Origin of the sequence: Pseudomonas sp. QLc11A (assembly GCF_052112305.1) — a bacterium.
Taxonomy (GTDB): domain Bacteria; phylum Pseudomonadota; class Gammaproteobacteria; order Pseudomonadales; family Pseudomonadaceae; genus Aquipseudomonas; species Aquipseudomonas laurylsulfatiphila.
In genome coordinates, this window is record NZ_JAVAJJ010000004.1 from 371,896 (window position 1) to 387,004 (window position 15,109).

Annotated in this window: 13 protein-coding genes and 2 pseudogenes; 10 read left to right on the plus strand and 5 right to left on the minus strand. The window is 54.6% G+C overall.

The features are described 5' to 3' along the window. Positions 1-158: 158 nt before the first annotated feature. Entirely contained in the window at positions 159-503 is a 345-nt protein-coding gene (locus tag Q8X48_RS09225; protein WP_407800434.1) for a helix-turn-helix transcriptional regulator, read from the minus strand. Positions 504-899: 396 nt separating this feature from the next. Here Q8X48_RS09225 and Q8X48_RS09230 point away from each other — a divergent pair, with 396 nt between their 5' ends. Continuing rightward, positions 900-1,748 (plus strand): fibronectin type III domain-containing protein, encoded by an 849-nt coding sequence (locus Q8X48_RS09230; protein WP_407800432.1) that lies wholly within the window; start codon positions 900-902, stop codon positions 1,746-1,748. A 116-nt stretch (positions 1,749-1,864) separates the two neighbouring features. Here Q8X48_RS09230 and Q8X48_RS09235 read toward each other — a convergent pair whose 3' ends face one another. Next, the gene (locus Q8X48_RS09235) at positions 1,865-2,050 is read right to left on the minus strand and encodes a LuxR C-terminal-related transcriptional regulator (RefSeq protein WP_407802762.1); all 186 of its coding nucleotides are present in this window, start codon (positions 2,048-2,050) and stop codon (positions 1,865-1,867) included. A gap of 251 nt (positions 2,051-2,301) precedes the next feature. Between Q8X48_RS09235 and Q8X48_RS09240 the strand changes: the two genes are divergently transcribed. The 9 genes and pseudogenes from Q8X48_RS09240 to Q8X48_RS09280 all read left to right on the plus strand — a co-directional run bounded on the left by Q8X48_RS09240 (position 2,302) and on the right by Q8X48_RS09280 (position 11,650). After that, positions 2,302-3,168 (plus strand): fibronectin type III domain-containing protein, encoded by an 867-nt coding sequence (locus Q8X48_RS09240; protein ID WP_407800429.1) that lies wholly within the window; start codon positions 2,302-2,304, stop codon positions 3,166-3,168. Between the two features lie 47 nt (positions 3,169-3,215). Then, positions 3,216-3,410: pseudogene (locus Q8X48_RS09245) on the plus strand (hypothetical protein); the annotation flags it as partial. 546 nt (positions 3,411-3,956) lie between these two features. Further along, a complete protein-coding gene (locus Q8X48_RS09250) occupies positions 3,957-4,451 on the plus strand; it encodes a CS1 type fimbrial major subunit (RefSeq protein WP_407800427.1) in 495 nt (164 codons plus the stop codon). A gap of 104 nt (positions 4,452-4,555) precedes the next feature. After that, positions 4,556-7,078, plus strand: a pseudogene (locus Q8X48_RS09255) (TcfC E-set like domain-containing protein). 50 nt (positions 7,079-7,128) lie between these two features. Then, a complete protein-coding gene (locus tag Q8X48_RS09260) occupies positions 7,129-8,349 on the plus strand; it encodes a hypothetical protein (RefSeq protein ID WP_407800425.1) in 1,221 nt (406 codons plus the stop codon). 58 nt (positions 8,350-8,407) lie between these two features. Further along, positions 8,408-9,145: a molecular chaperone gene (locus Q8X48_RS09265; protein WP_407800423.1), complete on the plus strand. Its 738-nt coding sequence runs from the start codon at positions 8,408-8,410 to the stop codon at positions 9,143-9,145. Between the two features lie 269 nt (positions 9,146-9,414). Continuing rightward, entirely contained in the window at positions 9,415-10,227 is an 813-nt protein-coding gene (locus tag Q8X48_RS09270) for an alpha/beta fold hydrolase (RefSeq protein ID WP_407800422.1), read from the plus strand. A 148-nt stretch (positions 10,228-10,375) separates the two neighbouring features. Further along, positions 10,376-10,582 carry a hypothetical protein gene (locus Q8X48_RS09275; protein WP_407800420.1) on the plus strand — a complete coding sequence of 69 codons (207 nt, stop codon included), beginning with the start codon at positions 10,376-10,378 and terminating at the stop codon, positions 10,580-10,582. A gap of 78 nt (positions 10,583-10,660) precedes the next feature. Further along, complete coding sequence (locus tag Q8X48_RS09280; protein WP_407800418.1) at positions 10,661-11,650, plus strand: hypothetical protein; 990 nt, start codon at positions 10,661-10,663, stop codon at positions 11,648-11,650. Positions 11,651-11,746: 96 nt separating this feature from the next. On the opposite strand, the gene dsbG is transcribed toward Q8X48_RS09280, so the two are convergent. From dsbG to dsbD, 3 genes are read right to left on the minus strand one after another with little or no spacing between them, the layout of a single operon-like run. Continuing rightward, positions 11,747-12,514: a thiol:disulfide interchange protein DsbG gene (gene dsbG / locus Q8X48_RS09285; RefSeq protein WP_015094090.1), complete on the minus strand. Its 768-nt coding sequence runs from the start codon at positions 12,512-12,514 to the stop codon at positions 11,747-11,749. Then, positions 12,490-13,344: a prolipoprotein diacylglyceryl transferase family protein gene (locus Q8X48_RS09290; RefSeq protein ID WP_407800416.1), complete on the minus strand. Its 855-nt coding sequence runs from the start codon at positions 13,342-13,344 to the stop codon at positions 12,490-12,492. Before Q8X48_RS09290 ends, dsbG begins: the two co-directional genes overlap by 25 nt. Next, positions 13,344-15,080, minus strand: a complete 1,737-nt coding sequence (dsbD, locus tag Q8X48_RS09295) for a protein-disulfide reductase DsbD (RefSeq protein WP_407800414.1) — start codon at positions 15,078-15,080, stop codon at positions 13,344-13,346. Before dsbD ends, Q8X48_RS09290 begins: the two co-directional genes overlap by 1 nt. Positions 15,081-15,109: the final 29 nt, after the last annotated feature.

Here is a 15,109-nt window from a genome sequence, read left to right on the forward strand (position 1 = left end):
GGCTGCGAGAACCTGGTCAAACCTGTAGAAATCCCTGCAATGGAATATGCCAGTGCAGGCGATAATCGAGTGCAGCCCAGTGGAGGAACTGGCCGGGGTCAACCACGGGTTCGTGGCGAACCGGACTTTACCGAGTCAATCCTGTGCACGTTGGCGCGCTACAAACTTTTCGACGCTAATCGGGTTATCTGCACAACCGTTGGATGAAGTTCTGTCTCTCCCTCCAAATGGATCAATCCCATTTCCAGTGCTTTGATCAGCGCCAGCCAGCGCGAGCTGACGCGGAATTTTCGACGAATATTGCAGAAGTGATAATTCACTCCCGCCTCAGTGCAATTGAGGATCCGTCCGATCTCCCAGGACGATTTGCCAATGGCACACCACTTCAGGATTTCCTGCTCTTTGGCAGAGAGATTCGGGGGGATATGAGGTGTATCCACATAGCTGTGGGGCTTGGTGCGTAGCGTGTTGGGTTGGAACTGGATTGGGCTCGCAGTGTGCATGGCTGGTCTCCCGGGGTAGGGGCGCCTCGGAGGGCGGTGAGTAACTCCAGGACTCTGTTATAGCGCGATTCAGCGTCGTTGGAACCTGTAAGAAATAACAGGTCGGTGGGCTGTATTCGCAGGCTGGTTGCGAGTGCAAGTTCAGGGGGGACTGAGTTGATAGCGTTTTTTCGGGAGTGTATGCGTGTTGCAGCGATTGGGTTTGTTAAAGCGAATGGGACGGTAAGTGTTAAGTTTTTGAAAAGTTGAAGTTTTTCGCGGGTTGGAGGTGTTTTTTATCGAGTACTAGCAGTTCTGCTAGTTTGTGGGTGGCTTTTTTTATGGGTTAATGCAGGTGCGGAGTGTTTTTATGAAGAAAGCACTGTGGTTGTAAAATTTTTCTTGTGGAGATGGTAAATGAATATGCCCGTTTTCAATAAGCTAAAGTTCGACGACTCATTACTTTCCTGGAAAGTTGTAGGTGTGACAAGAAATACTATAGAACTGTCGTGGGAGAGGCGCGATGATATAGTGGAATACCGTCTTGTTATTGCTAGTGTGGGCGAAGACGCAGGTCAAGTGATTTATCAAGGGGCAGATACAGCGTTTACTGTTGATTCGCTTAAGTCAAATACCCGATATATTTATTCTCTTACTGGGCGCAGTGCTGACGGGACGAGGACTAGGCCGGCCTTGGTCTCCGGAAAGACGGCAGTTAGAGAAACTCCGGTTGCACCAGGATTTCTTAAGGAGGAGTTTAAAACGATCGATGCAGTACTATTGGTGTGGGATCTCGGGGCAGTAGATGGTGGTGTGCCTCGTTATCATGTAAAGCGAGACGGGGAAACGTTCGATATAGTTGGAAATAATGCCATTTTCGATACAGTTCCTCTGCAGGGAAGGAGCCATGTTTACTGCGTATCTACCCTTGATGATGAGTTTTATGAATCTGAACCTATCTGTATAGAGGTCTCCTTCGACGACATTACCGCACCTACAAATCCTGAGAATATGCATGTCGAAGAGGTTCTGGTGAAAGTGAGATGGACCCCAGTGTACGACAGTTCCGGTAGGGTTACTTATCACCTTGATCAGGGCCTCGGTAATCGAGTGGGGACGACACCGGAACCGTGGTATCTGTTTACCGGGTTGCAACCGGGGAGACCATATGAAATGGGAGTGACGGCCTTCGATGAAAGCGGTAATCAGTCGGAGAGGGTGGTCATTCACTATCCGGCACAGGGTATTCCTCCTCAGAGGAAATAGTCGTTTCCCTGTGTTGCTGACTATGTCTGTATAAAAAGTCCCGATGCCAGTGCATCGGGATTTTTTTGTGCGTGAACTGACGCCGAATTTTCGCAGGATATTGCCGATGTGATAGTTCACCCCGCCTCGGACCGCGCAAGAGTCTGCGCGATCTTCCAAGATGACTTGCCCATGGCGCACCACTTCAGAATTTCGAGCTCTTTGGTGGACAGTTGCGGCGAGATAGGTGATGTGTCCGCACAGCTGTGGGGAGCGCCGCGTGGCGTTGTGGATTGGAACTGCGTCGAACTCGCAATGTGCATGGCTGTTCTCCCGAGCTTTCGGCGGTGCTGAAAAGGTCATGGGTGTTTTATTGCACGACTCTAGGCGGTTGGAACCTGTTAGAAATAACAGGTGGCGCGGATTTTTTTGGTAGCTGGAACGAATCTGTAGTGCATGGTTTAAGTGTTTTTAACTAGTAAATTTGTCTGTTTTTGGTTACCTGGATTTGATGCTTGAATGGTGCTGCGGTTAAAAACTTAATGCGAATTCGGTAATCTATAAGGTGATTTTCATGAATGGTTCTGTTTCTGGTTTAGTGTCGCCTGGTCGGGATGCTAGTGCTAATGAGATTCCTAAAGGTGAAATTAGGCTTGATAGTGTAGGTAGGAGAGAGTTCACGTTTACTGTGAATTTTTTTATCCCGGGGAATGGTACTGCTGTGTTTTTGCATCAGCCTTCAGGTGCAGCTCGTCAGCTGGGGGTTGCTTGGTACGGTAGTTCAAGTTGGACGGTTACTGATTTGCTTCCTCTCCAAACGTACAAAATTTCCCTTGGTCCGGGGATCGTTCCACCTATAGAAATTAATGTCACCACATTAGGAGCTAATCCTACTCCTCCGAATCATTTCACTCCTTTCTTTCAGGCGGAGAATGAAGTTTACTTCTTTTGGGATGGAGGCAAGGTCGACACTGGCGAGCCGCGTTATGAAATACGGCGAGACGGAGTGCTACTCGAGATAGTAGATAAACCTCCCTATAGGGATAACACTCCAATGCAAGGGCGTGATCACCAGTATTGCATTCGAACTGTTGATGAGGAATTTCTTTATTCGGACCCTCTTTGTGTTACCGTAAAATTTAAAGACGTCACAGCACCCACAGTCCCTTCGGACTTACGCATCAGTAATCTTGGTCTGATATTGAGTTGGGAGCCGTCGCAGGACAGTTCTCCAGTTGTTAATTATAGAATTTATCAAATTGAGCAGGATGGAGGAGAAATTGTATTGGATACGACAGTGGAAACGGAGTTTGCTGTTACCAAATTGCAACCGGGGCGTCGATATGTATTTGGAATAACGGCCTTCGATAACTCCGGTAATGAGTCGGAGAGGGCGACCATTCAGTATCCGGCGCAGGGTATTTCTCTTCAGAGGAAATAGTCGTTTCCCTATGTCGCTGACTATGCATGTATAAAAAATCCCGATGCCTGTGCATCGGGATTTTTTTGTGGGTGCGCCAGGCATGGCGCGTTGCGCGCAACCAGCGTGCGTATAAACGCGTGGTCAGCGATGAGGGCACACCGGGTACCGATGGCATGACGGTCGACCAGTTGGCGGACTACTTGAAACAGTATTGGCCGATCCTCAAGACTCGGTTGCTGGCCGGCGAGTACCACCCGCAAGGCGGCCCGCTCTCGCCGCTGCTGTCGAACATCCAGCTCAACGAACTCGGCCGCGAGTGGGAACGGCGGAGCCATCGTTTCGTACGTTATGCCCGAACACAAAATTTCCACACCCCCCGGTGGTGTGAGAGGACGGCGGATGTAAATCCGCCTCATACTCGATTGCAGGTAAGCACGTCCGTTGGACTTTCACATAAAAGACCTCTTTCAGCCAGGTACGCCCCCGGGATCTACTGCCCTGCCTCCTTGATGAACACTTCCCGACATCCCTGAAGAGCTTCAATACACTCTCCGACAACACTTGCGCAACGGGCCAGCGGCACTCGGGCCTCTTTCATTATTCGCGCGCGAAGGGTTTTCAAGTGCAGGGATTTGTCCTACAGAATGTTCGGATAGGTCTTGCATACCGGTCCTACGGAAAACGAGAAGATGCGCGCCGTTGAAACGCAACATCATATTTACTGGTGTTGATCAATAACCCGGTGCCTGACTTTTGTCGCTTGGCCGAAGCACGCACTATTAATCAGATACTTAAAGGTAATTCCAATGTTCAAGAAAATTGCAATTTCTGCCCCGGTGCTTGCTTTGGCTTTTGTTTCTTCGGCTGCCATGGCTGTTCCAATTGATCACACCGTTGAAGTCTACGCTGATATTCCGAGCAGCGACTTCTATGTGCAGCCATCCAAGCTCGATACTGTACAACAACCTCAGCAATTGGCCTGGGATATGGACAATTCCGAGCTGAAAGGCATCAGCCGCAACTTCAGGGCGAAAAGCAGCGTTGAGTCTGGCACAGGCAATGCCATCAAGGCATCTCTGACGGCCCCGGCGTTCATCACCTCTGGCGAAGACGATATTGAGTTGACCGTCAAGTTCAATGATGTTGCTTTGTCTGTTGGCAGCGATGCAGAAGTTATCGCTGCTGGTGAAGCGCAAAATGAAGTTATCGCTGCCCTGAGCATTGAGCCAGTCGCACCTGACGAGGGTTATCAGGTAGGTAAATACACCGGATTCGTTCGTATGCAATTCGACGCGCCTTGATAATTGTTGGTTAAGTTCCAGCTAACAGTGTGTCCTTTATGTGGCCGGCGCAGCCGGCCGCATTCTTTCTTGCACGTGCAAGCGCTAACTTGAGATATTGATCAATGTTTCCGATGACTCCTATCGCAGGAGCGCTTGCGCTAATTATTTGCGCAGGCGCGCTTGCCAGTGAAAGCCAGCCTGCGAACAAGTCCGTAAGTTTGCTGCAGCAGGCTGAAGGTTTGCCTGCAGAGTTTCATGAATTCTTTTTTGATGTTCCATTGGCTGTTCGAGTCGAAGTCGATCGACAGTTCCTGGGTGAAGCCATGATCCTGTTGACCCGCGATGAGCGAGTGACGCTGATCAACTTTACGGATACACGCAACAGTGACCTTGCTTCGAGCGAGCGTGATGAGTGGGCCGCTTTCCTGACGCAGGGCGCGACGTTGGGCGCCTGTAAAAGTGGCTGCCCTCGGCAATTGCAGTCGGTTTACTACAGTCTGGAAGACTCGATGGTGTCGTTGGTGACGGAGAACGCCGAGCGCGATCCGCAAATCCGACAGTTTCATGATCAGCCTGAAGGCGGCAGCCACGGTATGATTGTGCGCAATCAACTGAACATCAGCGGCGGTCAGCAGCAGAATATCGCCGGCCGTTATGGCCTGGAGGCAACCGCGAGCCTGGGCAACTGGACGAACACGTTCAATGCTCAACTGTCGCGCATGTCAGGAACCGATACGGGCATCAAGCATGCTGTCCATGAGTTGCATACCCAGCGGGAACTGGAGGGCAACTTCATTCGTGCCGGGTATTTCACGCCCAGTGCCCAAGGTCTGACGCGGTCTGTGCGCACCATCGGGCGAGGTCCCGACACGGTAATGGGCCTGATGTACGGCAGTTCCGACAGCCTGGCGATCGACAACGCCAACCCCAGTATCTATCCCATTACGGTGACCGCCAACCGCTAGGCGATGGTGGAAATCTATCGCAACGGAGTGCTGATCAACAGTCAGCAGGTGGCGAGCGGTCTGCAGGCGCTCGATACACGTCCGCTGCCCGGCGGAATCTACGAAGTGGAAGTACGGGTGGTCGAAGACGGTCAAGTGATTACCACCACTTCAGAGCTTATTTACAAGCCCACTAACTGGCGCAACCCGGAAAATCGCTGGCGCTACAACCTGTTCGCCGGTCGCGAGAGCAAACTGCTCAGCAATTGGCAGGAGCGCGATGACGGCGAACTGACAGCAGGCGCTGCCTTTAACTTCTTGCTGCATCCGCGAGTTGTCCTGGGGCTTTCCGCCCGTCAGGTCAAGGAGCAGATGCAGTTGGGCACCTCTGCCGACTGGACGGTGGGCGAGAAAACGTCCCTTTACACCAGCCTTTCCCAGACCAAGGGCGAAGGCACGGGGATGGAGGTGCAAGGTGTGCATCGCTACAACGGCGGCAGTCTGGTGTTGCGCCATCAGCGCAGCTGGCTGGACACCCGTAATACTTACGAAGTGCTGCCGGACGGGACACACATCCGTCAACGCAACACCTACAACGGACAAACCAGCAATACATCGCTATCGGTGAGTCAGCGCTTGAACAGCAAGAGCTCGGTCAGCGCGCAAGTCTCCCAAAGCCAGGGTTATTCCGAAGGCGTGGGCATCGACCTGAGCTGGACCCGCAACGCACAGTTGTTCGGCAACCGCGCCGACTGGCGCGTGGCGGTGTTCGATCGACCAGGCACGGTTGGCACTGCCGACCAGCGAAACCGCGGGATCGATATCAGCCTGCGCATGGCACTGGGTTCCGACGGTCACCAGGTGAGCGGTAGCGTCGGTCAACGTACATCGCGTGACGGTGGACGCGATCCGAACGCTTCCGTCACCTATCGTCGCGACCTCGAGGATCACGTCCTGCAAAGTGTTTCTGCAACCGTCAGCAGGGATGTGTACGGGACAGGCCAGGCGGGCACGGCTGATTTCAAGACTGACCAGGTCAGCGGTTCGATGCATGCGCAACGTTCCTCCTACAACGGTCAGATCAGCGGCGGTTTGAATCTGGACAGTACTTTGGCGGTCAGTGGCAAAAAACTCGTATTGAGTAGCCAGGCCTCGACCGGAGAGGCGGGAATGATCGTCGATGTCGAGAGCGATCTCGATGATATCGAGCTGCGGGCCGACGACTTCGCCGGTACCCACGCCACGTTGCGGCCGGGGCGCAATTTCATTCCCGTTTCGGCGTACAAGAACGGCACGGTGAATTTTGATTTCAAGGGCACCGATGTTCCCGCGGCGGCAATCCAGCCTGCGCGCACCACCTATCACTTGAACAAGGGAGGGGTGGATTATCGCCAGGTGCGCATTCTGAAGACCGTGACCGTGATGGGGCGTCTGTTGGATGCCGGTGGAAAACCGTTGAAAGGGCATCACGTCATCAACCATGCCAGTCGTGGTGTCAGCGAAGTCGATGGGTTCTTTTCCATGGAACTTAGCGAGAATTCTCCTACACTCGAAGTGCGGCACGACAGTCAGTTGTTATGCCAGTTCAGGCTCGATCCAGCCTCCCAGCGTCGAGAGAATGATGTGCTGATGGTAGGGGATCTGCGGTGTCATCCGGACACCTTGGCCGAAGCTGCTTATAAGTCTGAGAAGGCCAGTTGATGGGCACTTATACAAAAGCAGTCAGAACATGGCGTACACAGGACAGTCAAATGAACAAGTTAATCAACCGTCTGGTGCTGGGATCGGCACTTTGCGGGTTTGCAAGTTTAGCCAATGCCGCTGCATTGGAGGTGCAAGCCGAGATCAGGCCGGATCCGCTTAATCCGGGAAACGCGGAGATTGTCAATAACACACTTGAAAGTGGGTACTGTACGGAATTTCCGAATAATTGCAGAGGTAAGGGAATTCGAAGTGACAGCTTTCCTATTGTTTTTACGGCGTCAGGGGGCATTCCCAAGGGTCATGAGATCCCCTTTGCTTTTCCGGTGACATGGAAAACATTTACTGTCGAACATACGAGTGTTCCTGGCGAAACGGCGGAGATTCAAATTCGCATTGCCGGAGTGGGAACCCGTTATCGCTTGAGTGCTACAGCGCAATCGATAACCAATGGAGCGGAGGGGCAGCGTCCGATTTTCTATCACGCCCTTCTCTGGCAACCCTCGTGGGCTCTGCCAACTGGTAGTTGCCAACAAGTAAACGATACTTCCCATGGGGCGACGACAGATGGATTCGGGTTCAGCACGTTCTGGTTGACACCTGAAAACGTCACCACTTGCCCAAGGACTCCGGAATTCAACATTCCCGGCATGACCTTGCAAAGTCTCGATGTACATTATGAGTTGCGGGCTGTTCGACCGGAACAATTGATAAGTGGTAACTATCATGGGGAGTATACCTACTCCACCAGCGGCGATTTCAATTTTGGTACCTTGACCCCCAATGACGGTGCAATGACATTCAATTTGAACCTGGCGGTAAAGCAGGACGTCAACATCAAAATGCCCGCCGACAGTATTGCCCTGGCACCCAAGGGCGGCTGGATGGAGTGGATCACCCATGGAAGACGACCCGAGAAAATACTGGGTGACTTGCGGTTTTTCATCTTGACGTCTACGCCGTTTAAAATGGATCTCAGCTGCAGTCAACCGGGAGCTGGAACCTGTCTGATAAGCAACGGTACCCACGAAGTACCTGTCGATATCAGTGTCAGCCTGCCAAATCCTTGGATGGACGATGCAGGCCAGTCGGTAGCACGGCGTCCGCTGAAGATAGGCGGTGCCGGCCTGGAGCATCTGAAGCCAGCAGGTTTGCCCACTCGACAACCCAGTCTGCTGCATTTTGAAGTGCAGCAAGATTCAGTTGCAACAATGCACGACGCTAGCAATTATCGAGGAACCGTTAATATAACTTTTGATTCCGATATCTAATCGCAGTAGCAAAGCCTGAGGCTTACTCAGGCTGTTGTCCCAGTACGAGGCTTATCTCATGAAATCCATTTATATGTTGTTGTGCACATTTTTCTTCAGTCTGTGCGCGCACGCCGGCCCCAGCCTGCAAATTGGTAGCTTCTATGACTTTATGAAGGGCGATCAAAGTACCTATCTGAAACGTATTCATAACGGTGGTACTTCAACGGCGTTCGTCAAGATCGAGATCAAGGAGATTTTTTATCAGCAGAATGGAAACTCCCGTGAAGAGCCCTTGAAGAGTGTTGATGGCAGTACCCGTGACGGTCTGGTCGCCAGCCCGGCCAGGCTAATCGTACCGGCCAAAGGAACTCAGGGTACCCGCCTGCTGTATACCGGCGATCGGAGTAAAGAGCGCTATTTTCGCGTTCGTTTTCTACCCGTTGTTCCCGAAAAAGAAGACAAGTTCGCCGTCTCGGACACTGAGCGTGAAACGTATGAAAAGGAAATGTCAGCCGGTTTTAACGTAATGGCCGGTTATGGCATGGTGTTCTTTGTTCGACCGAGCAATACCCGTTTTGATACCAAAATCGATAACACTGCCAATGCTTATCAAGTGAAAAACAATGGCAATAGTGTAGTTGTCATCGATTCCTTCAAGGATTGTTCGGCGAAGAACGAAGATGATTGCAAACCGACCAGAAAAGTTCACTTGATTCCAGGTCATGATTTCGCGTTCGACAAACAAGCGGGTCGAGTCTATCGCTATAACCTGATCGAGGACGAAAAGAAGACACCTGTGCAAGTGAAGGGATAGTTCGGTTTGCGCGGCCACTGTCATTTTGACTATGGCCGCGCTTGCTTTCGGGGGCTGATTACCCATTCATGTGGTATTAGTCATGTTGGCCCGAAAATATTCGACAATTGTCCGGTGACACTGCAACTCGCCCTTGCCGGCGGTTTGGTGATCCTGGCTCGCAAGCTCGCTCGCGAAGGCGGGGGCACAAATGCACACACTCCAGCGATTGACGAGGGACTGTCAGCCACTCAGTCTTCTGGCTCCATTTTTACTCGCGGAGACAGTCGATGCCCTACGTAACGATAGATGGACAACCCCTTCACTACATCGATCAAGGCAGCGGCCCGACGGTACTGCTGGCCGGTAGTTACCTGTGGGACCAGGCCATGTGGGCACCGCAGATCGCCGCGCTGTCGCAACAGTATCGTGTGATAGCCCTGGACCTGTGGGGACACGGCCAATCCGGGCCATTGCCTGTCGGTACGACTTCACTGGATGACATTGCGCGTCAGGCTCTGGTCTTGCTCGATCATCTGGACATCGAGCGGGTCACCCTGGTCGGCCTGTCGGTCGGCGGCATGTGGGGCGTGCGCCTGGCGCTGTCGGCAGCGCACCGGCTCAATGGCCTGGTGTTGATGGACACCTACCTCGGCGTCGAACCGGAACCGACTCGCCAGTACTACTTTTCACTGTTGAAGCAGATCGAAGAGGCGGGTGTCATCACTCCAGCGCTGCTGGATATCATAGTGCCGATCTTCTTTCGCCCCGGCATCGACCCGCAGTCGCCTCTGTACCAGAACTTCCGTGCGGCGCTGGCGGCTTTGCCCACCGATCGCCTGCGTGAAAGCATCGTGCCGATGGGGCGCATTACCTTTGGCCGCGAGGATCTCATGGGCCGACTGGGTGAGCTCGACGGTGCCAGCACTCTGGTAATGTGCGGTGATCAGGACGTCCCGCGTCCGCCGGAGGAAGCCCGTGAAATGGCCGAGTTGATTGGCTGCCCGTGTGTGCTGGTGCCAGAAGCTGGGCATATTTCCAATCTGGAAAATTCAGGTTTCGTCACCGCTACTCTGCTGCAATTCCTGACAGCGAGAACTTAGTGTCTTTGGTCGAGTCATTACTTTTTAGTCTAATGAACTGTCATTTCCTACAGTTGCTGCATCTTCCATTCAGATGTTTAGTTTATCGCGGCCTTTGAACTTCCTGTTCAGGTCTGACGGTTTTAGTCACTGTCTGGGAGGGCAAATCATGTCTAAACAAAAAAAACCAGGTAACGGCACCAATAGATTGCCGATTGCAATCATAAAGCATGCGCAAGGCAACCGCTTATTGGACCCCATGGATGCCATTGAAGGCTCAGTTGCGACCATCACTTTTGAGGGGATGGAAGAAACGACGATCACGCTGAATTGGGAAATCAAAGGCCAGGATGAGCCCAGGTTCCTGCCCATTTAAAAAAAGGGCAGTGTCAGCGGAACTGTCGAGATCGATATTCCCTGGCAACGGATAGGGACCTGTATTGGGCACACCGTATTGATCTGGTACACGGCTAAAGTAGGCGGCCAGCACAGGTCATCAGAGATCCTGGAGTTGGGCATTCAGGGTCTCAAGAATGAGGACTTCAAGAGCTCACTGCCTGTCTTTGCTCACGCCGCAATTTCCGAATTCCATTGGCAATTGAAAATGCACGACTTCATTGGCGATGAAACGGTCAGGGTGAAGGCGTGGCCTTTTATCCAGGCGGAGCAGCGATTGTTTGTCTACGTTACTGGTCAGGCGTCCGAGTCTTCGGAGGTACTCACTTGGTTGGCCTATGATCATGTCGTCACCGAGGTGGAAGCCCATGACGGGTATTTGTTTGAATTCACACTTTCCCGAAACTGGATGGCGGCATTGAACGACCGATCACAGTTGTCCGCCAATTGCGGGGTTATCTTTGACGGCTCCGATCCAGTGCCTGCAATCCCGGCCCCGATCGCAACTTCATTGCCAGAAAACGCTCATGAATTTAAGCCTGGGACCGCGGTAATGCTGAGGGTGGACCCGGTGCGAAGCGAGTCAGATAACTTTGATTCATACCCCACCAGTGAGTTTCAGCTGCCAGGTAAAGTTATCGACACGCGTCTCCTGACACTTCAAGCCGCCGGTAATTCAGCTTCGCGCATAGGACTTCATCTCGTCAGAACAGAAGGCGAGTTGGAGCCAGGTATGGTAGAGGGTAAGTCACTGGCTGTGGTTTGTGGTGGTGGGACGGGAACACCTCAATCCGCATTCATACGTTTGAAGTGGAAGTGCACACGAGTCAAGTTCGCTAGCTCAAGCCATGGTGATAACAGTGTCAGCTTCACCTTCTTTGATGAGCACGGTAAGCGGCTCGGGGAACGCGAAGTTAACTCCTCAGCATGGGTCGAATTCGAAGCGGTCAAGGGCGATTTCATTACTCGAATTGATATCCGTAGCACCAGGCACAGTTCTATTGATTCTTTGACAATTTGGCACCTTGGGGTGCCCAACACGATTTAACAGGGAGGTTTGGATGAGTGCTAAGTGCACCTGCTTTTCCGGGGTGCACTCACTTGTTTCTATTGCATCCGTACATCACCCTGCGATCGCTTGAAGTCACTTTGGTCCAAGGATTTTCACCAGCTTGTCCGGTGACGGCGCGCCTTGCTGCTGTTGCAACTCACCTTTGGCATCCATGTAGAAAATCGCCGGGGTCGCCTGCAGCTCCAGCTCTTCCATCAATTGCATGTTGGCCGCAAGTTTTGCCTGAACCGCTGGCGGCACTTCCTTCAAGGCCTTGAGCGAGCTGCCCTTGCCGGCGGCTTCGTGGTCCTGCAGGGCTTTTTCCGGGTCTTTGGCGGCGAGCAGTGCAGCGGATTTCCCCGGGCTGTCTTCGCGGATGATACCCACCATGATGTGGCGCAACTGCACCTTGCCGGCCTTGACCCACGGCCGGGCCTGTTCCCAGAACATGTTGCAGTACGGGCAGTTCGGGTCACTGAACAGGTACACCACGCGCGGCGCATCCTTCTTGCCGTCACCGATCCAGTTGCTGGTTTCGAACTTGGCCCAGACTTCCTTGGCCATCGGCGCATACACCAGTTTCTGCAATGGCGCGCTGCTCAGGTCATTGCCCTCGGCGTCGTACAGGTTGCCCAGTAGCACGTGTTTACCGTCCGGTGTCAGGTACAGCGCCATGCCGCGGCCCTGGTATTGCGCGGCATACCCGCGCAAGCCGTCAGGGGCGTCGAACTGGCCGACGATTTTCGCGCCCTTGGCCTCGATTTTCCTGATCGCATCGGGCAACTCTTCGGCCTGTACCGATGGCAGGTGCAAGAGGGCGACACCGAGGCTCAGGGTCAGCAGGTGGCGGAGGCGGGGCATGGCAGTTTCCTTGAAGAGGTGGCGGGTACGGTGTCGAAGTTTTCCAGTGCGCGAGCCAGGCTGGCGTTTGACAGCTCACCCAGATGGCTGCCCAGCAGGCGACCTTCGGGGCTGTAGAACAGCGTAGTCGGTAATGCCATGGAACCGACGGCCTGGCTCAGTCGCCCGCCGCCGTCGAACAGCACGTTGGACAGGCTCAGGCCCTGGGTTTCCAGAAAGGTCGCGACGCTTTGCATGCTTTCCGCCTGATTGACGAACAGGAACGTCAGGTCCGGACGTTGTTGTTGGGCGCTTTCCAGCACCGGCATTTCCCGGCGGCACGGCGGGCACCAGGTTGCCCAGAGATTGATGACCAACGGGCCGCCCTTGTAGTCGGCCAGTTGCACGGTTTCGCCAGCGGCGTTGCGCAGGGCGATTTCCGGCAGGCGCGTGCCTTGTTCATAAATCGACAGGGAGAACGTTGCCAACAACCAGAACGCCAGGCCGCTGGCCGCGCCAAAGCCCAGTGGGCGGCGCAACCCCGGGCGACGCCAGCCGCGATACAGCGTGGCGAGCAGCACGACAATCACCCCCGGCCAGGCGAGAAAACCGCCATCGCGCAGGTCGATGATCTGCCACGGATCATTGTGGTAGTGCGCCCAATAGACCGCCACGAAACCGATCCGGGCCGCCAGCATACCCAGCAGGAACAGACTGAACAGCGCGGACTCGGGGTTTTCTCCGCCGCGCTTGGCCACCCGCCAGCCGACAAAAGTGGCCAGCGCCAACGCGCTGATCAGCAGCAGGTGATTGAGCGCGATGGCAAAGGTGCCGAGGGTGAAGGTCAGCATCAACGGGCGTCTCGGGTGGTGATCCAGCGTTGCAGGAAAGTGTCGGCATCGACCTCGCCGGTGATGCGCTGGCTGCGCCGTTCTTCACCGTCAGCGCCAATCCACAACAGGCTCGGTGGTCCAGGCACTTTGTAACGGCCGAGCAACTCGCGGCTGGCGGCATTGTCGGCGGTGACGTCCAGGCGGAGCAAGCGCACATCGCTCAAGGCTTCAAGCACATGGGGTTTGCCGAAGACCTGCTTTTCCATGACCTTGCACGACACACACCAGTCGGCGTAGTAATCCAGCAACACCCACTGGCCCTGAGCCTGCGCCACATCGAGCTCCCTTTGCAGCGCACCCGGGTCCTTGATCGTAGTGAAGGCGTCGTGGCCGGTCGGCATGGCAGCGACGGCGGAATTGGACGCGCGGAAGACCTGTAACGGCTTGAGCAGATCATCACTGCCGCCGGCCGCACCGATCATCAACAGACTGCCCCACAAGCCGAGCAGCAACGAGCTGGCACCGAACAGGTGAGCAGTGCGACCGAAGCCATCCGACTGTTTCCAGGCACTGTACGCCGCAATCAGCAACAACGCCCCGCACAGGCCGACCCACAACGAGTCATCCAGCACCGGACGCAACATCAGCAGCGCCGTGGCGAGGAACAGGAAGCCGAAAATGCCTTTGACCAGGTTCATCCACGCACCCGGCTTGGGCATGAAGCGATTGCCAACGGTCACCAGCAACAGCAGCGGCACACCGATGCCGATGCCCAGGGCGAACAGAATCAATCCGCCATGCAACGCGTTACCGCTTTGCGCGATGTACAGCAGCGCGCCGGCCAGTGGTGCGGTCATGCAGGGCCCGACCAACAGACCGGACAGGGCGCCCAGCACCCCGGCGCCGATCAGGCTGCCGCCGCGCTGATTACGCGAAACGTTTTCCAGTCGATCCCGCACGGCCACCGGCAATTGCAGCTCGAAGTAGCCGAACATCGGCAGGGCCAGCAACACGAAAATCACCGCGAAACTGCCCAGCAGCCAGGGGTTCTGCAACCAGGCTTGCAGGTTCGCCCCCAGGGAGGCGGCCAGGACACCCATCGCCGCATACACCAGCGCCATGCTGACCACGTAACTGCCGGCCAGGGCGAAACCACGCTTGGGCGAGGCGCCGCTGCCGACGATCAGCCCGGCCAGAATCGGCAGCATCGGCAGTGAGCAAGGGGTGAAGGCCAGCAGCAGGCCCAGACCGAAGAACACCAGCAGGCTCCAGCCCAGCGCCCGTTTTTGCAGGTCGCTGGCCAAGGCCTGGTCCGGCGCTTCGTTGGCTGAATTGACTGTGGCACTGTCGCCCAGGTTTACGACCTGGGTTTGCGGTGGATAGCACAAACCGGCATCCGCACAGCCCTGGAAGCCCACCTTGATCTGGCCACTGGCCCCGGCAGGGATTTTCAGTTCCAGGCCTTGTCGATAAACCTGCTGCTCACCGAAAAACTCGTCGCTGTGGGCTTCGCCCTCCGGTAGCACGGGTTTGTGCTGTTCCGGCAGGCCATCGAATTTCAGGCGCTTCTGATACAGGTAGTAGCCGTCGGCAATCTGCCAGAACAGCTGGGTTTCACCGGATTCCAGGCGTTCGGAAGTAAAAATGAAGGCTTTGCCGACCGGAAGAAAGTCAGGTTGGGTTTCGAACGGATTGGTTCCCGCCTGGGCCAGACCCGAGATCAAGAGAACAAAAAACAAAAACAGTCGACGCATGGAAAAACCTTGGCTCAGTGCAGGTGAGG